Source organism: Rhizobium sp. NLR10b (assembly GCF_019685435.1).
GTDB lineage: Bacteria > Pseudomonadota > Alphaproteobacteria > Rhizobiales > Rhizobiaceae > Rhizobium.
The window spans coordinates 208,161-233,326 of the sequence record NZ_JABDWV010000001.1 but is presented as its reverse complement, the minus strand read 5'-3'; the positions used below and the strand labels follow the sequence as shown (position 1 = coordinate 233,326).

Below are 25,166 nucleotides of genomic sequence, written 5' to 3'. Positions count from 1 at the left end.
TGCAAGCAGTATTGTCAAGGAGAAGCACATATGACCGACCACAATGAAGCTCGCCGTACCTTCCTCAAGCTAACCGGAGTCGGAGTCGCCGCACTGGGTGTCACGAACGCCGTCGGAGGCCCAGCGATCGCCCAGGACACTGCGGACTGGGACAAGACCTTTCCCAGGAGCGAAGCCGTCGACCACGAGAAGATTACATTCAAAAACCGCTACGGCATCACCTTGTCCGGCGACATCTACCTCCCGAAGAACCGCGGTGATCGCCGCCTTCCAGCGATCGCCGTAGGTGGCCCCTTCGGCGCGGTCAAAGAGCAGTCCTCCGGTCTCTACGCGCAGACGATGGCCGAACGCGGCTTCATCACGCTCGCCTTCGACGCGTCCTTTACAGGCGAAAGCGGCGGTGAGCCGCGCAATGTCGCATCGCCGGACATAAACACAGAAGATTTCAGCGCAGCGGTCGACTACATCGGCCTGCGCTCGGAGGTCGATCGTGGGCGCATCGGTGTTATCGGCATCTGCGGCTGGGGCGGCATGGCTCTGAACGCCGTCGCGATCGACAAGCGTGTTAAGGCCGTCGTTGCCAGCACGATGTACGACATGACCCGCGTGATGTCGAAGGGCTACAATGACAGCGTCACGCTAGAACAGCGCACCCAGGCGCTTGAACAGATGAGCCGTCAGCGCTGGATCGACGCGGAAAAGGGGAGCCCCGCCTATCAGCCTGCCTACAACGCCACTGTCTCGGCAGGCTCTCCGCAGTTCATGATCGACTATCACGACTATTACAGCACGCCGCGCGGATACCATAAGCGCGCCGTCAACTCCCGTAACGCCTGGACGCAGACAACACCACTGTCGTTCATGAACATGCCGATCCTGTCCTATATCGCGGAGATTTCCCCGCGTCCGGTTCTGTTCGTTCATGGCGAAAAGGCTCACTCGCTCTACTTCGCTGAGACGGCGTTCGAAGCAGCGGCAGAGCCGAAGGAACTGATGGTGATCCCAGACGCGAGCCACGTCGACCTCTACGACAAGACAGACATCATTCCCTTCGACAAGCTCGCCCAGTTCTTCAACCAGCACCTGGCGGCATAATGCCGTTAAGCCGGCCACCATTCCGGTGGTCGGCTCGGTCCCACAAAGGAGGTTCGACATGGATATTATTTCACTCGGCAGCCAACCTTCCGGCAAAGGTCCGTCGGACTGGTTCACGGGTTCGGTCAGAATCGACCCGCTGTTCGCCGCCAACGAAGCTAGACGCGGTGCCGCCGCAACGGTCACATTCGAGCCCGGCGCTCGAACCGCTTGGCACACTCATCCGCGGGGCCAAACCCTCGTCGTCGTGAGCGGTTTGGGACGCGTTCAACGCGAAGGTGGGCCGAGACAGGAAATCCGCCCGGGCGATGTGGTGTGGTTCGAGCCTGGCGAGAAACATTGGCACGGCGCGGGGCCGACAACGGCGATGAGCCACATCGCGATCCAAGAACATCTCGACGGAAAGGTCGTGGACTGGATGGAGCATGTCACCCAGGAGCAATTCGAAGGATGAACCAAGAGGCTGGCCGCAAGCTAGCAGTCGGTCCGCACACGGTCCCGTCATCTAATTGTACGATGCGCGTTTTTCCTGTGGCCAATGGTGGCCATAGGAGAACGGAAATGGGAATCTCACAATATGATAGCGCGCTGGGTCGACCGGCTTGGAAAGCGGGTAAACAAGTTGGTGTCAAGAAGCCTCTCAAGCAGCGCCAGATCTGGGCAGTTCGCTTCTTCCTCGACCGTGAAGGAAGGATGCGAGATCGGGCGCTTTTCGATCTTGCCATCGACAGCAAGCTCCGTGGCTGCGATCTGGTAAAGCTGAAAATCGGGACACTCGTCACCGGCCACGACATTCGAACTCGCGCCACCGTCGTCCAGCAGAAGACTGGACGGCCCGTGCAGTTCGAAATTACGACTGAGGTCAGAGCTAGTCTGCTCGCCTGGCTTCAACGAAGGGGAGGAACTGTCGATGACTTCGCTTTTCCCAGTCGCGTCGATCCCTGTGCTCATCTCAGCACTCGGCAATACGCCCGGCTGTTCGATGAGTGGGTGACGGCGATCGGGCTTCGTCGGGAGGACCACGGTACGCATTCCCTACAACGAACTAAGGCTGCGATGATCTACAAGGCCACCGGCAACCTTCGAGCGATCCAGATACTGCTTGGCCATACCAAGATCGAGAACACAGTCAGATATCTCGGCGTCGACATTGAGGATGCACTGGAATTGGCCGAGCGGACTGAGATCTGAGTTGTTTTGTAGCGACGAAACACGTCCGCTTCTGTGGTTTGTCCGTCAGAAGCGGACAGTCCGCTGACGGCCCCGAATCTGCCGTTCCTCACGCCGAGCCCAGTGAGCGCTCTGTAGGCTCAGAGGTGACGTCTAAAAGGTTGGGCGCTCGATGTACGGCCTACGATCGCATCATTGGCGGCAGGCCCGGCCGCGGCCCTCCCATTCCCAGCGGAACCAGCGATAGCGTACGGATACCCGCCTCGTCGGCCGCACGCAAAAGCACTTCGCGGAATTGTTCCGGGGCAATTTTGCCGGTGATGGCGTCGACGCAGGCTTTGACGGCAGCCATATATTCCTCGCCGTCATCGCATGGCCAGTCGTTCATCAGGAGACGCGCCGCGTCACCCAATGTCCACACGATTTTGCGAGATTTCGGACCTCGCAAAGCAAACCCGACAGGCGTGAATGCTGATGATGTATTCCAGCACATTTTCCCCGACCCCTCAACGCACGGATACTACAGTCCCCATGTTCAATGTACGCGCGTATTTAAAAATTTGGAATTGAAATTTGTCGTTAGACACGGCTTGAACGCGAATTTGTGAATGAAAGTTCGCCGTAATTCGGCGCTTACGCTGACGAGGCCGCCGCCGAAGCAGAGGGAGCGACAATCCAAATCATATCGAAACGCAAACCCTCGCGGGATCTGAGATCCAATCAGCGTTATCTGCCGATGCGTTGGGTTGCCGGCTTCACCCTGCTTTTTGTTGGCGCAGGTTTCAGGCGGATACGAAATTGCCCGCCTTCGGCATGATCGACCTCGAAGGAGTTCGTCTTCTTAATCAGATCGCTCAACTTCTTGAATCCGAACGTCCGTGGGTCGAAGTCGGATGCGAGATTGGCAAGTTGGGTTCCGACCGCGCCGAGCGGGATCCATCCATCCTCGGTTTCCATCTGCGCGATTACTCTTTTGATGATCGGTGTTGCGGCGCTCGGCGGCCGTAGGGAAGACGCAACCTGTGCGGCGTCCGTTCCGTTCGACACGACCGAAGGCGTCAGATTTTCCGTGTAGATGAACCGCCGGCATGCCTGGCGGAAGCTCTCCGGCGTCTTCTGCTCCCCGAAGCCGAAGACATCGATCCCTTGTTCCCGAATGCGTGAGGCGAGACGCGTGAAATCGCTATCTGATGACACCAGGCAGAAACCGTCGAAGCGGCCACTATGCAGCAAGTCCATCGCATCGATGACCAGCGTGATGTCTGATGCGTTCTTGCCCGTGGTGTAGGCAAACTGTTGTTGAGGGATGATCGCGTGTCTTGCGAGGACGTCGATCCATGCCTTGGAGCGAGCATTGGCGAAGTCGCCATAGATGCGCCGCACGCTCGCTTCGCCGATCTTGGCTATTTCCTCGAATAGACCGTCAACGATCTTTGCGGAGGCGTTGTCAGCGTCGATTAGAACAGCAAGACGTGGCGAGCGTGGTTCAGGCATGTCAAAGCTCCGTGGTGATTGATAGGCCCCAAATTCAAGCTGGCTAACTCTGTAGTTCCTTCAACCATGCGGTTGCATCACGTTTCGCCTATCGCGAATGAGAGCAGCTAAAGGGACTATGAATGGCGTGCCGTGTGGCCCCCTCATCCGCCCTAGGGCCACCGACCGGGGTTGAGCCACGGGTCTCAACCCGTCCTTCGGACCCCCGAGGGGAGAAGAGGGAGCGAGGGGCGCCGATACTGTCAAAACGAACGAGCCTTTCCCTCCATAGAATTCCCGAGTGGGGAGAAGATGGGGCACACAGCTCACCCGCTCAGTCCCACCCTTCTGCCTGCTCACTTCAATTCGGCGCTCACCCGAAAAATCCCGCCGGCCGAAGCATCCGAGCAGACGACGAAAGTGGAGCCCTCCTGGGCCATGAAGGCGACGTTGCCGCCGGCTTCGCAGGGGGTGGCGCTCCATTGCAGGATGATGTCGCCGTTGTCGGGCAGTTTTTCCGTCGTCAGCTTGACGGCGCTCGCCATCCATTCGGTCGCCGACGGCAGGTGGACGGGGGCGTTCAGCTGTTTCGACAGCCAGGCGGTATAGTTCTGTGCCTCGGCGAGCGGCACGTCGTCGGCCGGCTGCTCGGGATTGCCGGCATAGGCCTGGGCGGAGGCCGGGTCTGAGTTGGCGGTGTAATACTCGGCCATCTCGGCGCGGGTGACCGCCTTGGCCTGCATGCAGAAGGATTTTTCGACCTTCACGGCGCCATTGGCGACGCCGAGCATGCCGCCGAGCTCCTTCAGCGACGAGGTCATCAGCCGGACGTTGTCGAGCGGATAGCTGCCGGCAGGGATGGTCTCGAAGGCGACATTGGGTGCAACCGGGCAGAAGCCGCGCGCCGAGAGCGCTTGGAGATCGGTCAGGATCGGCTGATAGGCTGCGATGGCGAGCTTGTAGGCCTCGGCGGTGTAGCGGCCATCGGCCTCGGTGAGCTTCGGCGCCAGCGCGGCAAGTGTCGGATCAGTGGGGCCGGCGCGCGTCGTCAGCGAGGCGTGGAGATCGGTGACTTTCTGCCTCAGCGCCGTCGCCTCGTCCTTGGCCGCCATCACATCCGATATCAGTGCGGCGAAGAGCTTGGCGGCGTCGCCGTAGCCGGAGGTCGCGGCCGGCAGCTGCCATTGCTCGGCCTTGGCCTTGGCCTCGGTCATCAGGCCGCTCGCCTTGGCGACGTCGGGGCTGTCGCCGGCGCCGATGCGGGTGACGGTTTCGCGTTTTGCCGTGGCGTCCTTTTCGGCTGCCGACAGCGCGGTCAGCCCCTTGGCGAGATCGTCGTAAGCCGTTTTCGCTGCTTCATAGTTGTCGACCGCGCCATGCATCTGCTGGGCGGCGGCGCTGTCGGCGGCGGCCTTCATCTTGCTGTCGGCCTCGGCAAAACTCGGGGCCTTGTCGCCGCCGGCGGCGGCAGCGGCCGATTTGGCCTTTTCAGCGTTTTCTTTCGAGATTGAGATCAGCGATTTGCCAAGGCTGATGGCGGCCTTCTGGTAGCCCGGAAGCGCCTTCTTGTAGTCCTCATCCTTGAGGGCGGCATTAGCCTCGGTCAGTGCGGCGGCGCCGGCATCATAGGAGAGCTTCGCCTCGTCGCCGGAGGGGCGTTCCGGCGCCTTGGCGGCGACGGCTTTGTCCCTGCGGCTTTCGGCCTCCTTTTTCCAGGTGCCGACATCGGCGACGAGCTTGGGATCGGGGCGCAGCAGCTTCGGGATCGTGACGACGCCGACACCGATGCAGATCAGGAGCAGCGCACCGATCATCGAGAAATGCGCCAGCGTCCATTTCTTCCGCTTCGGCGCTTCCGGCTGTTGCGGCATGCCGCCGCGCGGGTCCCAGGCCATCGGCTGGATGCCCGTGGTGACGCGGCTGAATTCGCCGAGCGCATCGGCGCCCATGCGCGGTCGCTGTGCCGGATCGCGGCTCAGCATTCTCTCGATCAGGCTGGCCAGGCCCTCGGGAAATCCGGGGATCAGCACGTCGAGGCGCGGGAAGATGTTGGAGGGGTCGAGATGGATGTTCTTCCAGCTCTGCTCGCGCTGGTGCTCGTCCTCCCAGACCATGACGCTGTCGAAGACGCTGGCATAGGTCTGCCGCGGCAGGAAGAGCTTGTAGGCGATCATGCCCATCGCATAGATGTCGAGTGCGGCGGAGGCCGAGAATGTGCCGCTGGCATAGATCTCCGGCGCGCCGAATTCCGGCGCATAGGGCGGGATGATGTGCTCGCCGATCCTGGAGATCAGGTGCAGGTTGCCGATCCGGACCGAGAGGCCGGAATAATCCTCCGACACGTAGATGCACTGGTCGGTCAGGGCATTGTGGGCGTAACCGGCCCCGTGCAGCGTCGCCAGCCCTTCGAGGATATGGCGGCCGATCTCGATGGCGCGGTCATAGGCGACCATCTCGGTTTCCTCGAGATACTGGTGCAGCGTCTTCGACGGCCGCTTCTCGACGATATAGAAGTTGTCGTCTTCCGGCGATGGCGGGATCAGATCCTCGATCTCGACGAAGCGCCGCGCCGTCAGCGATTTGGCCTCGTTGACCGAGGTCCAGACCCGCTCGAAGCGGGCCTTGTCCAGTTTCAGCGCCACGTCAGGCGCGACGATGAAGACCGAACGATCCATCCGCTTGTCCTGAGCCGGATAGACGATGAACTCGTTTTCATAGACCGGCTCGCCGATCGTGTAGCGGGCGATCAGATCACTTCTCATGCACGTGTCCCCCTGCCATTTTGTCTTCATCAAAGCGCATGTCATTCACCCGCCAGAAGCGGATCGCCGATCAGGCCGGCGGCGAGAAACAGGCCGGTCTTCGTATCGCGAAGCGCGAAGGCGAAACGGGCGTCGGCGCTCACCCGCACCAGTTTCGGATCGATGCTGCGCTCGGTGACCACGGCCGTTGCCGCCGCCGCTTCCGTGCCATTCTCATCGACCTTGATCATCGTCTTCTGCAGAACGCGCGACAAGCTGATGTTTTCCGTGGTGAACCTGGGAAAAGCCGCATCGCTCGCCTTATCAGGCGAAAGGCCCATGGCATGGAGTGTCGGCATCAAATCACGCCCGTCATTGAGGGAAAAGCGGGGCAGGAAGATTTCCCCCTTGGCGGCTTCGAATTTCTCGCCCTGAAGCCAGGAGGCAAGGGTTTTGAGATCGGAACCGCCGACACCCTTTTCCGAGCGCGCCGCGATCACCACCATGCGGTAGGTTTCACCAGAATAGGCGAGGTCGACGGCTGCGAAACGATCGTCGACGCGGAATTTCTGGCCGTCGCCGGCAAGATGCATCATCGGCACCGAGACCGTCGAGCCGTCCGGCCGCCGAAACGGGGCGGCCGGGCTCTGAGCCTCGAAGGCGGTTTTCCAGCGCGCCTTGAAGGAGAGCGCGCCGAGGCTGATGAAGCCGCCGCCGGGCGGCGTTTCCAGGATCGCCGGAATGGCGTCGCGCGTCGCCTGCCTGACCCAGCCGTTGATGTGCTCGACGGATTGGGGCTGATCGAGATCCTCGATCGACGGCTTGATACGGTGGCCGGCCAGCATGGGGAGGGCATCGGGGAGGAGCGCCAGCTTGTCGTCGAAGACGATCGCAACACCTGAGGCCAGCGGCGCATCCGCCGCCGGCGGCGTCTTCGGGTTCATCTCGTCGAGCACCTTCTCCGGCCCCTTGACCGCATCGCCGAAACCCAGCCCCCGGGCGATGGCCGCCTTGCCCGCATCCGAGGCGCCGAGGCTCGCGAGACCCAGCGCGGCGGCAAGGCTTGCCGGCGACACCATGATGTTGGCCGCCCCCTCTTTCGCCAGCGTGCGGTCGATCAGGTCGACGGCAAGCCCGGCCTGGGCGGCAAGGACCGCCCTGGTGTCGGTGGCATCGCCCGCATGGGCGGGCGCCAGCGCCATCAGGGAAGCGGAAAGGCCCGCCAGCAGAATGGATCTCGACATCATTCGCCTCCCTTTCAGCGGATGCGATAGAATTTGGAATCGAACGACCATTTGCCCTGGACGCCGGTCTCGTCGTCGCCGACGATCCTGAGGCTGCGGGCGAGGTCGTAGACATAGTTGAAGGCGGCGCGCTGGCCGACGAGCGGTGTCGGCACGTCAGGCAGGTCGAGCACTTCGATCGGCTTGTCGCTGAGAATGGCGACGACCATGCCGACGCCGGCCGGCCCCTCCACCACATATTCGAAACCGATATAGGGATTGCGGGCATCCGGCACGACCACCGGCCGGGCCGGATCGAGCCGGTTGTCGCCGCCCTTCGCCGTCGGCTTCAGGCCCATCGAGCGCTTGTTGGGATAGAGCTGCGTCAGCTTGCCGGCGGCGTCGATATCGACGAGGATCAGGTAGCCTGATTTCTTGGTGGAGACGCGCATCGCCACCTTGTCGCCGATGCTGACCGAGGTGCCGGGCAGCACGTCGACGGCCACGCCCGCCTCATTGTCGGTCTTCAGCGTGTTTTCGACGGCGGCGACCGGGGTCTTCGCCTCCTCTCCGGTGACGACGTCGCGGCCAAGCGCATCCGGGAGGCCGTAGAATTGCGGCACCGGCGTGAAGCGGCAGTCCTCGGAATGGGCCCGGCAATATTCGTCCGATTTGCGCCTGACATAATCAAGCAGGGCGGCGTTGCTGACGTCAGGCTTGTCGGAAGCGCGCGCCACCCCTTCCTGCACGCCTTCGATGAAGCGGCGGGTGAAGACGCCGAGCGGCGGTTTGGCCTCGGTATCGACCAGCGCCCATTGCCCGGCATTGACCGCCGACCAGACCATCGCCGTTTCGCCGCCGAAGGAGAATTTCGCCTCCTTGCCGGAGCGGTTCGGCGGCTGCAGCGACGCCAAAGCAGGCCCGAGGCAGCGCACCGTGCCGCCGGCGGGCGCGGCCACCGCGCTGCGGCTGCCGGGGCCGACATGGCAGGCATCGATCAGCAGCGTGACGCGGCGGTCCCTGAGGCTGTTCAGCCGGGCGGCGATTTCGGTCTCGCGGATCTGGTTGGTGACGGTCACCTTGGCCCCCTCGCGCACCAGCCTGGCATCGGCGGCGACCAGCGTCGGGCTCGTCGTCGCCTCGGCGCCCATTTCCTCGGAGCCCTGGCCGCTGAAATAGAGGAAGACGCGGCTGCCGGCTTGAGACTGGCGCACTAGCCAGTCGTCGATCTCGGCAAGGATCGCCGCGCGGGTGGCCTTGCGATTGGTGAGCGTGTGGATCTGTTCCGGACGGTAGCCGACCGTCTTGACGAGGAAGAGCTGCATCGCCTTCACATCGTCGACCGAGCCGGTCAGCTTCGCCTCGCGCATCTCATAATCGTCGATGCCGATCAGAAGCGCGCGGTCGCCGGGAGAACGCACTGCCATGGGCAGCTCGGCGGCCGGCGCCTGAACCTCGGGCTGGCTGCCTTCGGGCGAAGGCGATGCTGGAGTCTCCGTCGTTTCCGCAGGCGCGGTCGTGCTGCCGGGCGGCGTCGTAATTGCAAGGTTGGCCTCGAGCTGTGCAGCCGGCGTCTGCTTCTGCTTGGTGCCGGCCGTCGTCTCGCTTGCAGCAGGCCGGCGCTTGGTGTCGATTGCCGCCACCTGATCCTCGGCGGCAGCAGCCGAAGTGTCGGGCGCGTTCGGCACGTCACCGTCCGTCCTGGCGGCGATCCAGTCGCGGAAGGCGGCGACGCGGGTATAGACCCCGTAATGTTCGGCCTCGGCGCAGCCGGCGCCCCAGCTGACGATGCCGAGCTGGATCCAGCGCTTGTCGGGGCGCTGCGCGACCAGCGGCCCGCCGCTGTCGCCCTGGCAGGCATCCTTGCCGCCCTCGGCATAACCGGCGCAGACATTGCGCTCGTCGATCGGGTTCATGCGCATAGAGCTCTCGCGATAGGCGGCGCGGCAATCCTCGCGCGAGACGAGCGGCAGCTCGACCTCCTGCAGTTCGGTCGGCAGGTATTTGTCATCCCAGCCGTGATCGGCCTTGGTGTAACCCCAGCCGGTGACGACGGCGGTGTGGCCGGGGCTTTCCACGGCCTCGTCCGCGGCGGAGGCGAGGATTGCCGGCTTCGAGACGGCAGGTTCGGCAAGCTTGATGAGGGCGATGTCGTTGGCGAAGACCTTGCGGTCGAAATCCTCGTGAATGATCACGTCCTCGACGGACAGCCCCGGCTTATCAGGGCCGTCAACCGAGATCACCTTGTCGATCTTCTGCTTTCCCTCGACGATCAGGAGGTCGCGGGCGAAGAGATCCTGCTTGCCGGAACGGCCGCTGGTGACGCAATGGGCGGCGGTCAGGATCCAGCGCGGCGAAATCAGCGAGCCGCCGCAATGGCCGCCGAAGCGGCCGCGCTGCTCGGGATCGGGCGCCAGGATCTTCACCTGCCAGGGCCATTCGCCCTTCTTCGCCGCCTGGCCGCCGATCACCCGCCCGCCATCCTCACCGGCAAAATCGGTATCCTGCTGCGCAAACGTCGGCGCGGCCAGCAGCAGAAGGACGGCCGCAATGTTGAAGACCTTGCTGATCGACGTGCTCATAGCCTGGCTCCGGCGGAGGTATAGAGGACCGTAAATCCGACGCGCGCGCCCTCGGGCAGAAGCTCGCCGAGGTGTCTGGCGATGTTGCCGGCGGTGCGGCGCCGGTCGTTCTGTTTCAGGAATTCCACCAAACCAGGCATCGCCTGATCGGAGGTGACCGCGACGAGCAGGTCCGTGCCGAAGGGAGCGACGACGGAAAGATCGAGATCGAAGGTCGCAGACATCTCGGCATCGGCTTCCCTGTCGCCGGGATAGAGAAACTGCACCGTGCCATCGCCGGTGACGTCGAACAGCACGAGCTTGCGCCCGGCAAGCTCGGACACCGTGACGCCGACGCGCTCGCCGTCGCGATGAACCTTGTCGGATGGTGTCACCCGCACGGTTTGCGGGTTGATCTCCGACAGCCGCTTCAGCGTGTCGAGCGCGGCCATCCGGTCGACGACGAAGGGCATGTCGCCGGCGCCGACTTCGGAGGCGACGACATCGCCGCCGGCGATCGCCTCGCGCTTTTGCGGATCGAAGACGAGTTCGGCATTGGCATCGTCCGTCAGCTTGAACGGCGTGACGGCGGGAGCGACAGCCTCCAGCACCGGCTCCGAACCGAGGGCGGCAAGGGTGATCGGGGCGGGTTCGGGCGGCGGGGGCGGCACATTCGATTTGTGCCCTTCCGCCGGGCCGGCTTTGTCATAGGCATAGACGACGGCGCGGTCGAGATCCGCCCCGGGCGGGCTTTGCGTGAAGATGTTCTGCCGCTGGTCGGTGAACTGATAGACCGACTGGCGCACATATTCGAACAGCTCGCGGCGGGTCACAGTGCCGTCGCCGTTGCGGTCGGCCGCCCCTTCGAAGGCGCGGGCGGTGGCATAACTCAGCGCCCCGCGCTTCTGGACGATGCCGGGAATCGATATTTCCGGCGATTTGGTATGGTCGTCGACGGCGGCAAGAAAGGTCAACCGCTTGTAATCGAAGCCGGTGGAGAGGGCATCGGCCGTGGTCGAAATCGGCGCCAGGTCATCCTCCTCGATCGTATAGGACGGCGCCTGGCGCCAGGTGATCTCGCCGCCGCGCGGGTCGACATCGCGAGTGAGGCCGCCGGCATGGCAGGTGTCGGCGATAAACAGCACCTCGGCGCCTTTTTCCTCCAGCTTGTGGATCAGCACCTTGAATTCGTCGCCGAAGATGCGTTCGCGCGATCCCGGCAGCCTCGTATCGAAGCCGGCCAGCACATAGACCTCGTCGCGGCCGCTGGGTTTCGAGCCCTTGACGCGCTCCGGCTCGCTCGATCCGTGGCCGGCGATGCCGAGCACGACGAGATCGCCCTCGCCTGCCCTTTGCGTGACGGCGCCGATCGCATCGAAGATGCCCTGGCGGTCGGCCGCGCCGTTCTTCAAGAGCGTCATGTCCTCGACCCCGAGCGAGCGCAGCGACAGGGAAAGATCCTCGGCATCGGCGACGGCGCCGTGCAGCGGCGGGACATTGCGATAGAGATCGATGCCGATCAGAACGGCTCTGACCGTGCCGCGCTCGGGAGCTTCGATCGTCCTGGCGAGGCTGTTCGTGCCCGCCAGAACAAGAAGGGCGAGTGCGGCGGCCATGGGAGCGAATGTGGACATGGCCGGTTCCCCCTCGCCCCTCTATTCGCGGCGCCATTCGACGCGGCGGTTGAGCGCGTCGATATCGTCTTCGGTGAGGTTGGCGGTGGCGGTCACGTCAACCGGTTCGGAGGCGCCGCGGCCTTCCGCGTCGATCGTGGCGTCGATGCCGTTTTTCTTCAGGAAATCGGCAACGGCCTGGGCGCGGCGCTCGGAGAGCTTCTTATTGTAATCGTCGCCGCCTTTGCGATCGGTATGGCCGATCAGGATGACGCGGCCGGGCTTCTGCTCCTTCAGCGCTTGCAGCAATTCCTGGGCAGCCTCGGTGCCAATCGAGGTGAAGGTCGACTTGTCGAAATCGAAGGTGATCGGCACCGGGATGGAGACCGGCACGATGCCGCGCACATTTTCTGAATAGATGCCGCCGAGCACGCCGCTGCGGTGATCCTTCTCGGCCGGCACGAAACTGCCCTGCGGGTTGTCGCTGGTGGGATTGGCGGCCAGAATGCGGGCCTGGGCGGCGCGCTGGATGAGATCGGAGATGGTCTCGGCCGGCGGCGCCTTCGGCGTGCGGGTCTCGTTCTTGATGATCTCGATCGCCTGTTGGTAATCGGCGGCGGCATCGGCGAAGCGGCGGGCGGAGAAATAGATCTCGCCGAGCGTGGCGGAGGCCTGCCAGAGCACCTGCGGGCTGTCGGCGGCGACGAGCAGCGGTTCATACTCGGCGACCGGCTTGTCGGCGGCCATCATTTCCTGGGCGGCGGCGAGCCTCAGGGCTGCGACGCGGCGTTGGGCGTTGATCTGGAACTGGCCGCATTCGGCGCTGACGGCAATGGCATCGGCCTCGGAGGCGGCAGCCGTGATATCCTTGGCGGCAACGGCGGTGTTCAGCTTGTCGAGCAGGGCGTTGCAGGCCGGGCTATCGGCATTGGCGACCTCGATTTCCTCGCCGGACTGGCCGGGTTCGGCCGACCGGCCGAAGCTCATCGGCGGCATCTTGATGCTGAAACCGCCGGGAAGCTTGAATTGCGGCATCTTGATCTGCGGCATCGGCAGTTTCGGCATCTTGGTCTGGGCAGACTGGGACGGCTGCTGATATTGGCTCGGTTGTTTATATTGGCTGGGCCGGGTGGAGGCGGTGGTGTCGGCGGGGCCGATCAGCTGCAGCTCATCGGCGGCAAGCTGCTGGCCGGGCGCCAGGTTGGTGACGATCTTGTATTTCTTCGGCGGCTGCGTCACGGCCTGTTCGACCGGTTTGGGCGCGGGCTTCGGCTTTTCGATCGCCTCGGGCTTCTTGGCGACTTCGGGTTTGACGACCGGTTTCGGCTTCGGGGCGGCCGGCGGTTTCGGCGCAACCGGCGGCTTTGCCGCCTGCTCGACCGGCGCGGGTTTTGCGGCGGGAACGGCGGCGACGGGCGGAACGACGGAAGGCGGCAGGGCGGCCGTGCTGTCGACAGTGGTCAGCGTCAGCGTCTTGCTGCTGATCTTGGTGCCGAGGCTGCGGGCTTCTTCGAGGCTGCGGGAGACGGCCTCCATGCCGCCGTCGATGGAGCGGAACATGCCGCTGCCGCTGCCGCCGAGATCGGCGAAGATGGTCAGCGGCTTGGAGGAATAGAAGACCTTGATCTGCTCCTGCCCGACCGGGCCCGAAACCTGCAGCCTGGCGCCGCTCGCCGGATCCGGCACCTGCACGCGCTTGCCGGCGGCAACGAGGGCATCGGTCTGGTATTTGTTCGGGAAGAGCTTGGTGACGGAGCCGTTCGGCGAAACGTTCAGCACCGTGACATAAGCGTTCTCGCTCGACTGGATGAAGAGGCCGACGACTTCGCCGACGGCATATCTCGCCTCGGCGCGATCGAAGGTGATGCTGACAGGCCCGCTCTGAGCCGGCGCTTCCGTCAGCGTGCGTTCGTTCTGCGCCCCGACCTCGGGGATCGGCGAGAAAAGCGAAAGACATGTGGCTGCGGCCAGGATGGCTTTGCGGCTGAGCATCGGAACCTCCCCCTTCGAAACAATCTCACACTGTGCTGAAGATGAGAATAGCACCGACCCGTGAAATTGGGATGGCTTTGGCTGTCTTGCTTGAGGGAGGGTTACAAATTATTTGGAGCCGGAAAGATTGCGCGAAGGCAGAGGCGCGGCAAGACCCACGGCCGGCAATATCCGCCGTCCGTTTATAGTCGGACCGGATTGGAGAAAGACGGTTAGTTCTTCGGCTTCTGGCCGGCGGATTTCAGAATCGAGATCAGGTCGCTCATTCCCTCCGGCGAGGAATTGTAGAGCCAGAGAATATCCGGATTGTCCGATGTGAATTCCTTGCCGGAGCCCGAGCCCATGTCGCGGCCGGGCGAGGTCGTCTCCGGCAGCTTGCCCTGGCCCGGCGTCAGCCCCTCGGCGCGTTCATGGTCGGCGATAACAGCAACGGCGGCGGCAAAAGCCTTTTCATCGTGCCGGCGCAGCGCCGCAAGCGCGGGGTTTCGCGCCGCCAGCGCATCCTCGACCGATCCGGCATAGCCGATGCCGGCCATCCCAAGCGAAAGCAGCAGGCCGATCGACACGCTTATGAGCCGGGATTTCTTCATCGTCGTCACATCCGTCCAAGGGGCGCCATAACGCAACCGCTGCACACTTTTGCTGGAATTGCTCCAGAACGACAATAGGGAGAGCCCGAATGGAAGGCAACGGCGCTCGGCGCCAATCGATTGGGAGGGGTGAAATCGGCTGGAGAGAGGTCAGAGGATCTTCAGCTGCTGCAGGGCGAGGCGGAGATTGCGCAGCATTTCGCCGAAGATTTCCTCGATCCTGCCGGTCGACCAGACGACCATGGTGCCATAGGGCGAGCGCCTGCGCTGCATGAAGCCGGCTGTCTCGAAATCGATCAGCGTCTTGCGGCAGGTCTCGCTCGACATGACGGCGACCAGGAAACGGGCGAGATTGGACTGATCGATGGCGCCTGATTTTTCAGCCCAGTTCTGGATCAGCCGCGGCTTGGTGTCGGCGGTGAACATCGAAGCGAGCGCCCGCTCCTGCGAAAGCCCGAGGCGTTGCAGCTTCGCCGGATCGCGGGTGAGCGACACCACGTAATCATTGTGCAGATCGGCGAAGCGCTCGACATCTTCAGCCGTGTTGATGCCGAACACCTTCATCGAATAAAGAAACTCGGCCATCAGATAGGTCGGCTCGGAGCGCAACTGCGCCAGATGTTTTTCGTCCTTGCTGGCCGAGGCGGCGCAGACCCGATCGGAAAAGCCGATCCTTGCCGCGCGCACCTGCTCCAGCAGGCTGACGTCGAGCGCCACTTCGTCACCGTTCCAGTCCAGCATCGGCTTCCCTGCCAGTAAAACTCCAAGACGATGAAGTTGTACTATTGTCGACGCCGATCTCCAAATCGTTTGGAAAGCAACGCCTTGCTGACGAGCCGCTTCTATCCTAACATTTTAAGGACTTGGGGCATGATGCCGAAAGTTGTGAACGGTTTTCGGGCGACATCATTCTCTCACTCTTTAATTGTGAACAGGCTTCAGACCGAGGCCCCCAGGGCCAAGATGATCCTGTTCCGGGGTTCACGGCAATGCGCAGTTTCAGCTCGCATATTCTGATGGCCGCGGCGATCGCAATCGCCTGGCCTGTGCTCGCAAAAGATACGGTGATGATCGAGCTTCCGAGCGGCGACGGCGCCCGTTCGGTCGGCATCATCTCCGCCAATGAGGAGGTCGAGGCATCCGGACCGGCGGCGATCACCGTCGGCGACGACGGCACCGTCTACATCCTCGACCAGAACAATGGCCGCGTGCTCGCCGTCGACGGCGAACGCTCGCAGGCCGATCCGGAGATCCTGCCGCTGCCCGAAAATGCGGCGCCGGAGGATCTCGCCGTCGTTCATAACGAACTCTACCTCTGGTCTGACGGCATCGTGCCGCTCGAGCGCTCCCCCGGCGCCGATGGCCGCTCGCAGACCCTGCGCGCCATCGACGGCGGCGATGCCGACGACTACACCCGCTCGGTCTTCGCCTCGATGGGCTCGGTGCCGCCCGGTCCGCTGAACAGCATCATCGACGAGATCGGCCGCAGCACCAGCCGGCCGCAAGCCCGCCCGCCGGTTGTTCAATACGTGCCGAGCCGCGGCCTCGGCGATATCGTTGCAGAAGTTTCGGCGGCAAACGACAAGGCGGAAATCCTGCTGCGGCGCGCGAGCTCGGAGGAGAATTTCCTCTCGCTTCAGCTCACCGGGGAAAACCGGATCGGCACCGTCGAACTGCTCGACATCGACACGACGGGAAGGCCCTATGCGCTGGTCGAACTCGTGCCCGCCGAGCGGCCGGAACGGACCGGCATGCTGGTGGTGCGCTTCACGCCGAACGGCGTGCTGGAGCGCGTCTACGACCTGCCGATCGAACCCGGCACGGTCTTCTCCAGGCGGTTCGTGGCGATCGGCCCGCGCGGCGACGTGCTTTTTCTGCGCTCCGGGGAGAGCCGGGCGCAGGTGCTGAAACTCGAGGGGCGCGAACCCGGCCGCAAGCTCGCCGTCGCCAGGCCGGCAAAGCCATCGATGGCGGCCAAGCCCGGAAAGGGGCCGAAGGTCGCCATCCTGCCGAAATCGCGCGGCGACGTCATCGAGCGGGCGATCGGCTTCGAGACGCTGAACTGGCTGGTGACGCCGGCGGCCTACGGCAAGGATCCGGGGCCGGCTTGCGACAACATGAACCGGCTGCGCCGGCCGTTCTACCTGTTCGGCAAACGCGGCCAGACGGTGAAGGGCGTGCCCTATTGCTGGGGCTGCAAGACGCCGCTCGAGGACTTCACCGAGGGTGTCGTCGACGGCCAGACGGCCGGCAATGTCTGCACCAAGAGCGCGCCGCAAACCAATATTCTCGGCGTCGACTGCTCCGGCTTCGTCAGCGAAGCCTGGGGGCTGAAGATGCATGTCTCGACCCGGGCGATCCCGAGCATTACCAGACGGCTTGCCGACCCCTGGTCGCTGCAGCCGGGCGACGCGCTGAACCGCCCGGGTTCGCATGTGATGCTGTTCATGCGCTTCACCGACGACCGCAAGGTGGAGGTGATGGAGGCAACGCCCAATGCCTGCAAGGGCCGCGTCTGCCGCAACACCTATTCACTCGGAATCCTGCTGCTGCGCGGCTATCAGCCGGTGCGCTTCAAGGGGCTGGATGGCTGAGACTGGGATCAGGGCACGGTTTTCGTGCCGGGCGCAAACAAGCATTGCGCCCGGCACGGGCGTCTGAATCAGATTGCCAACTGAACATCTTGCAAGACGAAATCCGCAAGTCCGATCAAGGGCTGCGCCTTCGCAGCGTCGATCGAAAGCGCCGCGACTGCAGCGGCTGCCGCCGGTGAGGCCAGCGAAAGCTCATCGGGTATCGACATCATTCTGATGTCGAGCTTGGCGTAGTCCACCGTGTAGTATCCGGTTGCACCCTGATGCACGGCATCCGGCCTGATCAGCAGAAGATCCTGCGCCATCGTGCCGACAAAGAGCGGTCCGCCCCAGATGTAGCGGAATGCATAGATCGGGATGCCGGCAGGAGATGTGCCGAGGCGACGAATATCCGTCTTCAGACGCCGATCCGAATTCCACCCGCCAGTGGGGCCGCCCCCAGGATCGCTGCCGCCGGAGTCGCTGCCGCCGGAGTCATTGCCAGAGCCGCCGCCCATTCCGGATGAGCTGCTTGAGCCGCTGGAACTCTTGTCCGATCGCGCGAAAGTCGACTCCTGGTCATCACTTCTAGCGACAACCCTTTTGACGGTCGGCGTCTTGTTGCGGGTCGGCTGCGCCGGCTCCTGATGGGCGAAGAGCGTCTTGCCGCCCGGATCGAAGATGCAGCCCTGCAGCATGACGCCGGAGCCGGCGATGAAGGTCGAGCAGAGGAGTACGCGGATGAAGACTTTGCTGGTCATGTCAGGCGCCCCAAATCACCGGTTAAAAAAGATCATATCGCGGATTTCGCTTTGCCCACGTCGCCTTCGCAAGAAGCGTCAGCCTCTCGTTAAGGGACTTCGTTTTCGGCAGAGCCTTCAGTTCCTGTGCAGTCAATTCGGCCGAAAACGCTTCTGCGGCCTTCTTTTTGGCAGGCTCAGCCAAGGATGCGAGCTCCTTGTCCGACTGCTTCTTGGGATCGCCGGTTCCGGGCCTGTTGAGTGCGCTTGCAAGAGCGAAATAGTGAGCGGCGGTCACGAGGCTGTCGGCATCCGAACCGTCGCCCTTGGCCATCTTGGCCCGCTCGAACGCACTCCAATAATCACCGCGCTCCGCGCCCATTTCCAGCCAGGAGAGGGCTGCGGCCTCGTCCTTAGGCACCCCCAAGCCGTCTCTGTACATGAGGCCGATGTTCCGCGGGGCGTAAGGCTGGCCGCCGTCCGCTGCCTTTTTGAAAAGCTCCAGCGCCTTCTCGAGGTCCTGCGGCACGCCTTTGCCTGCGCGATAGATCATCCCGAGGCTGTTCATCGAATAGATGTCGTCTCTCTTGAGACCCGACTCGTAAAAGCGAATGCCGCGTTCCATGTCGGCCGGGACGTTGACGCCGTTCGAGAAGATGTAGCCAAGTTCGTTCATTGCATAGGTGTGGCCGAGGTCGGCTGCCTGGAGCATCAGCTTCAGGCCTTCCTCGGTGTCGGCTTTCACACCGCGGCCATAATAGAGGCTTTTGCCATAGGCATAGAGCGCGTAGGGATCGCCCTTCTTCGCGCCGATGGCGGCGATCTCGCTGGATTTGCCGAGGTTTGCCGGGACGGATGCGCCGACGAGATAGAGCGAGGCGAGTTCGGAAATCGCCCGGATATGCCCGGCATCCATCGCCTTTTTGATCGTCCCGAAGGCCGTCTTGGTGTCGCGGTTGGCAAGCTGGGCGCGGCCGAGCTGGTAGACGAAGCGCGCCACCTGAGGATAGGTCTTTATTGCGTCCGTGCAGGCTGGCACCGCGATGGCTGGATCGATTTCATTCGGCAGCTTGCCGGCGGTGACGCCCTGCAGGTCGAGCGGTGCGGCGGCGGCGGTATCGCAGGCGTCAAGCGTCGGCTTGAAGGTGACGGTGGCGGGCGGCAGGTCGTCGTTGGCGGCTTGCAGCGTCAGGGCGAAAGGCTGGTTTTCGGTGCCGATCTGCGGCTCGTAGGATAGCGCCGGAATATCGGCTGCCTCAAGCACGTGGCCGGGCCCGATCACCCGGTCGCCGGCCCGCAGCGTGCCCTTGTCGGGGAGGGCGGCGACCTTGAAGGTCATGTCCGCGGCCGATACCGGTACTTCAGGCAGACGGGCTTCGACGGGACCGACGCCGATCGTCGCATCGACGTCGCGCGGCAGCGCCTTCAGATAGGCGCCGGCATCGGCAAGCCGCGCTTGCTTTTCCTGTTCGAGCTGGGCGAGCTTGGCGCCGGCATCGGCCGAGACGGTGATGGCGACGACGCCCTGCGTCGCCTGGCCATAGGGATCGCTGACCGTATAGCCGATCAGGCCGATCGTTCCGGCGGCAACGCCCGATGAATCATAGCTCAGCGCCGTCAGCGCCGCGGCCGGCAGCTTGGCGCCCTGCTCCACCGGCTTGCCGTCGAAACTGAGCTTGCCGGTCTGGGGCAGCTGGTTGAGCGTGACGAGCAGCGCCGCGCCGGTTTCGTCATGCGGCGGAGCGATCGGCAGCGGGGTCGCGGAGGCGCCTTCCGGTACGCTCACCTGCTGCATCGGCTCGACGCTCGGCGGCGGTGGGGCGGGGATGAAATAGAAGCTGTCCATCAGCGAGGAGTTTTCCCACGGGACCTGCTTGCCATTGGTCATGGCGATCACATCGCGGCGCACATCGGTCAGGACCTGGCGGATTTCCTTGTTCGGCTCGCTGGCGCGCTTGATGAAGGATTCGGAATAGGGGCTCAGCGCCCCCTCGCCATCGAGCGCCACCTGGCCCGGCTCGGTCGAGAAGGCGATCAGGCTGCCGAGATCGCTGTCGATGCGCGCCAGCCCGCGCGTCGCGCCGACCGGCTCCAGCTTTTCCGCCATCCAGAATTTCTGCGCATTGAACGGGTTGTTGCGGCAGGCATCGAGGAAGATCAGCTGCACGCGCGAATTCTGCTTGAGATGGTTCAGGATCAGGTCGAGCGGCATGGTCTGCGTCTCGACGTCATAGGGCGTTTCCAGCGTCGCATCGACCGGCACGAGGAAATTCTGTCCGCCGACCTGGATGCCGTGGCCGGAATAATAGATGAGACCGGCCTCGGCATTGTTCGCCGAGCGCAGGAAGCTGCGCACCGTATTCTCAAGTCCGATGCGGTCGACATTGATGCCGATCGTCACGTCGAAGCCGGCCCTGCGCAGCGTGTTTGCGACTTCCTGGACGTCGTTTGCAGGATTGGGCAATGAGGGCAGCGTCTTATAAACGGAGTTGCCGACGATCAGGGCAACCCGCCGGCCATCCTGTTCAGCGGATGCGGCGGCAGCGGGCTGGTCAAGCCCGAGAAAGACCAATGCCGTCAGGAAGATCAGCAATATAGCCGCAAGGCGGTTCTTTCCGTGAAACTCGGGCATAGCTCCACCGCAGACAGTACTGGTTGGACGATTTATTGACCGACCAAATAAAAGTATTCCTGCGACTGTAAAAAAGCAAGTTTGGTTACTTCCAAGGCAATTGGAGGGCTTCCAAAAAATGTGTCGTCAAGGATCCATAGGTACGGTGCCGGCGCACCGGATGTGCCGGTCGATCGAAAGGACGAGGTCGATTGGATGGCTGCGCCGATCGCTGCTCAAAAATTTAGCAAATGCCGCAAAGTGTACACAGTAACAGGCAACCAAGGAACGGGCGCTAGAAAAATCAAAGATTTATAAGCTGGCACACCTCTTGCAAAGAATGTGCTGAGTTGGTGGCTAGGGTTCCGGCACTTTTCTGAAGCGCGACTGGTCCGAGAGCCACCACCGGCGGAGGAGAAATCCCGCCGGGTGCACGGCGGGACAAAAGCCCGGGAGACCTCGTAAGCCAAGGGATTGGTGGCACGATGGTCTTTGCCGATCCCTTTTGAAGAAAAGCAGAAGGGGAATTTCAATGCAGACTTTTTCGAAGATTGTTTCCACCACAGCGCTGGCGCTATCGCTGATGCTTGGCCTTGCTTCCGTCGCAGAGGCGGAACAGAAGACGGAATTCAAGGTGGCCTGGTCCATCTATGTCGGCTGGATGCCCTGGGGCTACGCGGCCGACCACGGCATCGTCAAGAAATGGGCCGACAAATACGGCATCAAGATCGAGGTCACCCAATTCAACGACTATGTGGAATCGATGAACCAGTACACGGCCGGCGCCTTCGATGCAGTGACGCTGACCAATATGGATGGGCTGTCGATCCCGGCCGCCGGCGGCGTCGATACGACCGCCGTGATCGTCGGCGACTTTTCCAACGGCAATGACGCCGTGATCCTGAAGGACAAGGCGAGCCTTGCCGATATCAAGGGCCAGAACGTCAATCTCGTCGAATTCTCCGTATCGCACTATCTGCTCGCCCGCGCGCTCGAAAGCATCAAGCTGACGGAACGCGACGTGAAGGTCGTCAACACCTCCGACGCCGACATGGTCGCGGCCTATAAGACGCCTGACGTCACCGCCGTCGTCACCTGGAACCCGCTGGTCTCCACCATCCTCGAAGATCCCTCGGCCAAGAAGGTTTTCGACAGCTCGCAAGTGCCGGGCGAAATCATCGACCTGATGGTCGCCAATAGCGGCGTGCTGAAGGACAATCCGAACTTCGGCAAGGCGCTTGCCGGCATCTGGTACGAGACGGCCGCACTGCTGCGCGCCGACACCGCCGAGGGTAAGGCCGCCCGCGAGGCCATGGGCTCGGCTTCGGGCACCGATCTTTCCGGCTTCGAAGCCCAGCTTGCCGCCACCAAGCTCTTCGACAAGCCGGCTGATGCCGTTGCCTTCACCGCTTCGCCCAGCCTGCCGAAGACCATGGATCTGGTGCGCAACTTCCTCTTCGAGAAGGGTCTGCTCGGCAACGGCGCGCCGTCCGCCGACGTCATCGGCATCGAAATGCCTGACGGCAAGGTGCTGGGCGACGCCGGCAATGTGAAGCTGCGCTTCACCGATGCCTATATGAAGGCCGCCGCCGACGGTTCGCTCTGATCGCAATGGGGCGCGGTCTGCCCGCGCTCCCTCCCCTTCATCAGCGGAGCATTTCCCATGCGTTGGATCAACACGAGGCCGAGCCGGGGCGCCCAGTTCGCCTTGACGATGCTGCCCTTCGTGCTGCTCGCCCTTGCCTATGCCTTCGGCTCGGCCGCGCGACTGGCTGATAACGCCAACGACAAGCTTCTGCCGAGCCTTGCCGGCTTTGCCGATGCGATCAACCGTCTGGCCTTCGTCGCCGACCCGCGCACCGGCGAGTTTCTGCTCTGGTCGGACACGGGCGCGAGCCTCATCCGCCTGCTCTCCGGCCTCGGCATCTCGACGGCGACAGCGCTCATCATCGGCATGCTGATCGGCATGCTGCCCTATCTCAGAGCGCTGCTTTCCCCCTTCGTCGCCGTCATCTCCATGGTGCCACCACTGGCGCTGCTGCCGATCCTGTTCATCGTCATGGGTCTCGGAGAGACGTCAAAAATCGCCCTTATCGTCATCGGCGTCGCGCCGACGATGATCCGCGATCTGGCGCTGAAGGCGCTGGAATTGCCGCGCGAACAGATCGTCAAGGCCGAGACGCTCGGCGGCTCCTCCTGGCAGATCGGTCTGCGTGTCGTGCTGCCGCAAATCCTGCCGCGGTTGATCACTTGCCTCCGACTGCAGCTCGGCCCGGCCTGGCTGTTCCTGATCGCGGCCGAGGCGATCTCGTCGGACTCCGGTCTCGGCTACCGCATCTTCCTCGTCCGCCGCTATCTCTCGATGGATGTCATCTTTCCCTATGTCGTCTGGATCACCCTGCTTGCGGTGGTCATGAACGCCCTGCTCGATCGCTTGCGCATCGCCGTCTTCCCCTGGTCCGAACTGGAGAAGCAGGCATGAGCGAGTTGAAGATCGAAAGGGTCTGGAAGGAATATGGCGACCAGATCGTCCTCGAGGATGTGTCACTGACAGTCGCTTCGCGTGCCTTCGTCGCGCTTGTCGGCCCATCAGGCTGCGGCAAGACCACTTTCCTGCGCATGCTGCTCGGCCAGGAGCAACCGACGAAGGGCAAGATCCTGCTCGACGGCGAAGCTCTGCCGGCGGAGCCGGGACCGGATCGCGGGGTCGTCTTCCAGCGTTATTCCGTCTTTCCACACCTGACGGTGCTCGCCAACGTGCTGCTCGGCAGGGAATTTTCCGCCGCGCGCTACAAGGCCAGGCTCTTCGGCGCCGCACGCCGCAGCGTCATCGAGGAAGCACGCCAACTGATTGCCGAAGTCGGGCTCGCCGGTTCGGAGAACAAATATCCGGCCCAGCTTTCCGGCGGCATGCAGCAGCGCCTGGCGCTCGCCCAGGCGCTTATCATGAAGCCGAAGGTGCTGCTGCTCGATGAACCGTTCGGCGCGCTCGATCCCGGCATCCGCGCCGAGATCCACACGCTGATGAAGCGGCTCTGGCATGAAACGCAGATGACCGTCGTCATGGTCACGCATGACATGCGCGAGGCTTTCACGCTGGCCAACCGCGTCGTCGCCTTCGAACGCCGCCGCGACCGGCCTGAGGAAAAGGAGCGCTACGGCGCCACCATCACCAAGGATATTGCCATCTGGCCGCCGCGCCTTGCCGGCCAGCCATCGATCTTCAGCCCTGACCGGGACGGCCCGGTCGCTTCCCTGGGGCATGGCCGGGACGACCTGGCATCATCAGGAGAGACGCTATGATGCATGTGAGACGCGCCCCCGAAGAAATTGCCTCCAATCGCGCGCGTTACGAGGAGCACCAGAAGAAGGGGCTGGAATTCGCGCCCAAGGTCCTGCCCGGCCCCAGCCCGCTGCCGGCGCCGGCCATCGATGCCGCCGCCGTCATCCACCAGGAGACCATTCCCGGCGGCTGGTACTGGTCGACGAAACTCTTGCGCGGCGAGGCGATCCGCATCGATCAGGCAGAGGGAAATTCCACGGTGGCGCTCATCGCCTGGAATGCCGGCGATACGAGCGAGCGGATCAATCTCGTCGATACCGCCAAGGTCCAGTGGACGACGGCACTCGGCAAGGGGCGGGTGATCTTCTCCGATATGGGTCGCGTCATGTTCTCGATGATCGAGGATAGTTCCGGCGCCCATGACTGCCTGATGGGCGGCTCGACGGCCGCCTCGAATGCCGCGAAATATCCGAGTGAGAAGACGCGCAATACCCGTGACAATCTGATCCTCGTCGCCGTCAAGCTCGGCCTCGACAGGCGCGATATTCCCGGCATCCTCAATCTTTTCGCGCCCGTCCGCCTGGCCGAGAGTGGTGGGTTCGGCTGGCAAGGCAAACGCTCCAACAGCGGCGACTATGTCGAACTGCGTGCCGAGATGGACATGCTGGTCGGCTTTTCCACCTGCCCTCATCCGCTCGATCCTGATCCCACCTATCAGCCGAAGCCTGTCGTCATCACGCGCTACAAGGCGGCAATCCCTGCTGCTGACGATCTCTGCCGCACGGCGACGGCCGAAGCCGCGCGCGGTTTCGAAAACAACACCCTGATGCAGGCCTGAGGAGATGACGATGTCCGATTTCATTCAGACCTCCCCTGCCCGCACCCTGCTGAATGTCGCGCAGGATCATTTCATTCCGGCCGAAGCTCCGTGGTCCGGCCTTGTGCGCAAGGGCCAGACGATCCGCATCGAAGACAGTCTTGGCCAGCAGGCGATCGACACGCTCTTCTACCGTGCCGATGATTTCTCCGAGCGCTATTCCAATCAGGATACGATGCGCATGCAGGGTGCTGCCTATATCGGCATCGGCACCAAGATCATGTCGAACGAAGGCAATGTCATGCTGACCATGACGGCCGACAGCTGCGGCCGCCATGACACCTCCGCCGGCGCCTGCTCCTGCGAGAGCAATACGGTGCGCTTCGGTCATGGCACGAAATACCTGCATGCCTGCCGCGACAACTTTGTGCTCGAAGTTTCGAAACACGGCATGGGCAAACGCGACATCGTGCCGAACATCAATTTCTTCATGAACGTGCCGATCAAGCCGAATGGCGAGATGACGATCGTCGACGGCATTTCCGCACCCGGCGACTATGTCGAACTCGTCGCGGAGATGGACGTGCTCTGCGTCATCTCCAACTGCCCGCAGATCAACAATCCCTGCAATGGCTTCGATCCGACGCCGATCCGGGTGCTGATCTGGGACGGCGAGGACTGAGC

Annotated in this window: 20 protein-coding genes and 1 riboswitch; of the genes, 9 read left to right on the top strand and 11 right to left on the bottom strand. The window is 63.1% G+C overall.

The window, feature by feature from the left end; translation table 11 throughout:
- The first annotated feature begins 30 nt into the window (after positions 1–30).
- The 3 genes from HJB91_RS01020 to HJB91_RS01010 all read left to right on the top strand — a co-directional run bounded on the left by HJB91_RS01020 (position 31) and on the right by HJB91_RS01010 (position 2,286).
- Positions 31–1,095, top strand: coding sequence for an alpha/beta fold hydrolase (locus HJB91_RS01020; protein ID WP_221153315.1), 1,065 nt, complete (start codon positions 31–33; stop codon positions 1,093–1,095).
- A gap of 58 nt (positions 1,096–1,153) precedes the next feature.
- Positions 1,154–1,549, top strand: coding sequence for a cupin domain-containing protein (locus tag HJB91_RS01015; RefSeq protein ID WP_221153314.1), 396 nt, complete (start codon positions 1,154–1,156; stop codon positions 1,547–1,549).
- 107 nt (positions 1,550–1,656) lie between these two features.
- Positions 1,657–2,286, top strand: a complete 630-nt coding sequence (locus HJB91_RS01010; RefSeq protein WP_221153313.1) for a tyrosine-type recombinase/integrase — start codon at positions 1,657–1,659, stop codon at positions 2,284–2,286.
- A 160-nt stretch (positions 2,287–2,446) separates the two neighbouring features.
- Here the strand turns inward: HJB91_RS01010 and HJB91_RS01005 are convergent, their stop codons facing one another.
- The 9 genes from HJB91_RS01005 to HJB91_RS00965 form a co-directional block, all read right to left on the bottom strand.
- Positions 2,447–2,758 (bottom strand): DUF982 domain-containing protein, encoded by a 312-nt coding sequence (locus HJB91_RS01005; RefSeq protein ID WP_221153312.1) that lies wholly within the window; start codon positions 2,756–2,758, stop codon positions 2,447–2,449.
- Positions 2,759–2,991: 233 nt separating this feature from the next.
- A complete protein-coding gene (locus HJB91_RS01000; RefSeq protein ID WP_221153311.1) occupies positions 2,992–3,759 on the bottom strand; it encodes an NYN domain-containing protein in 768 nt (255 codons plus the stop codon).
- 335 nt (positions 3,760–4,094) lie between these two features.
- Entirely contained in the window at positions 4,095–6,500 is a 2,406-nt protein-coding gene (locus HJB91_RS00995; RefSeq protein ID WP_221153310.1) for a protein kinase domain-containing protein, read from the bottom strand.
- 41 nt (positions 6,501–6,541) lie between these two features.
- Complete coding sequence (locus tag HJB91_RS00990) at positions 6,542–7,723, bottom strand: serpin family protein (protein ID WP_210632614.1); 1,182 nt, start codon at positions 7,721–7,723, stop codon at positions 6,542–6,544.
- 14 nt (positions 7,724–7,737) lie between these two features.
- Complete coding sequence (locus HJB91_RS00985; protein WP_221153309.1) at positions 7,738–10,284, bottom strand: trypsin-like serine protease; 2,547 nt, start codon at positions 10,282–10,284, stop codon at positions 7,738–7,740.
- Positions 10,281–11,897, bottom strand: coding sequence for a caspase family protein (locus HJB91_RS00980; RefSeq protein ID WP_221153308.1), 1,617 nt, complete (start codon positions 11,895–11,897; stop codon positions 10,281–10,283). Before HJB91_RS00980 ends, HJB91_RS00985 begins: the two co-directional genes overlap by 4 nt.
- A 21-nt stretch (positions 11,898–11,918) precedes the next feature.
- Positions 11,919–13,868: a DUF4384 domain-containing protein gene (locus HJB91_RS00975; RefSeq protein WP_221123116.1), complete on the bottom strand. Its 1,950-nt coding sequence runs from the start codon at positions 13,866–13,868 to the stop codon at positions 11,919–11,921.
- 212 nt (positions 13,869–14,080) lie between these two features.
- Positions 14,081–14,458: a hypothetical protein gene (locus tag HJB91_RS00970; RefSeq protein ID WP_210632610.1), complete on the bottom strand. Its 378-nt coding sequence runs from the start codon at positions 14,456–14,458 to the stop codon at positions 14,081–14,083.
- A gap of 150 nt (positions 14,459–14,608) precedes the next feature.
- Positions 14,609–15,199, bottom strand: coding sequence for a hypothetical protein (locus HJB91_RS00965; RefSeq protein WP_210632609.1), 591 nt, complete (start codon positions 15,197–15,199; stop codon positions 14,609–14,611).
- Between the two features lie 248 nt (positions 15,200–15,447).
- On the opposite strand from HJB91_RS00965, the gene HJB91_RS00960 reads away from it, so the two are divergent.
- On the top strand, positions 15,448–17,052 hold the full coding sequence (locus HJB91_RS00960; RefSeq protein ID WP_221124010.1) for a hypothetical protein: 1,605 nt from the start codon (positions 15,448–15,450) through the stop codon (positions 17,050–17,052).
- 68 nt (positions 17,053–17,120) lie between these two features.
- Here HJB91_RS00960 and HJB91_RS00955 read toward each other — a convergent pair whose 3' ends face one another.
- Positions 17,121–17,792, bottom strand: a complete 672-nt coding sequence (locus HJB91_RS00955) for a tail fiber domain-containing protein (RefSeq protein ID WP_210632607.1) — start codon at positions 17,790–17,792, stop codon at positions 17,121–17,123.
- 22 nt (positions 17,793–17,814) lie between these two features.
- Complete coding sequence (locus tag HJB91_RS00950; protein ID WP_221153307.1) at positions 17,815–20,403, bottom strand: caspase family protein; 2,589 nt, start codon at positions 20,401–20,403, stop codon at positions 17,815–17,817.
- A 325-nt stretch (positions 20,404–20,728) separates the two neighbouring features.
- A riboswitch (guanidine-I (ykkC/yxkD leader) is annotated at positions 20,729–20,840 on the top strand.
- 74 nt (positions 20,841–20,914) lie between these two features.
- Here HJB91_RS00950 and HJB91_RS00945 point away from each other — a divergent pair.
- The 5 genes from HJB91_RS00945 to HJB91_RS00925 are packed head-to-tail and all read left to right on the top strand — an operon-like array spanning position 20,915 to position 25,164.
- Complete coding sequence (locus tag HJB91_RS00945) at positions 20,915–21,988, top strand: putative urea ABC transporter substrate-binding protein (RefSeq protein ID WP_221153306.1); 1,074 nt, start codon at positions 20,915–20,917, stop codon at positions 21,986–21,988.
- A 57-nt stretch (positions 21,989–22,045) separates the two neighbouring features.
- Entirely contained in the window at positions 22,046–22,864 is an 819-nt protein-coding gene (locus HJB91_RS00940) for an ABC transporter permease (RefSeq protein ID WP_221153305.1), read from the top strand.
- Complete coding sequence (locus HJB91_RS00935; RefSeq protein ID WP_221153304.1) at positions 22,861–23,685, top strand: ABC transporter ATP-binding protein; 825 nt, start codon at positions 22,861–22,863, stop codon at positions 23,683–23,685. The genes HJB91_RS00940 and HJB91_RS00935 overlap by 4 nt, the downstream gene beginning before the upstream one ends.
- On the top strand, positions 23,682–24,503 hold the full coding sequence (locus HJB91_RS00930) for an urea amidolyase associated protein UAAP1 (protein ID WP_221153303.1): 822 nt from the start codon (positions 23,682–23,684) through the stop codon (positions 24,501–24,503). The genes HJB91_RS00935 and HJB91_RS00930 overlap by 4 nt, the downstream gene beginning before the upstream one ends.
- Positions 24,504–24,513: 10 nt before the next feature.
- Positions 24,514–25,164, top strand: coding sequence for an urea amidolyase associated protein UAAP2 (locus HJB91_RS00925; RefSeq protein WP_221153302.1), 651 nt, complete (start codon positions 24,514–24,516; stop codon positions 25,162–25,164).
- Positions 25,165–25,166: the final 2 nt, after the last annotated feature.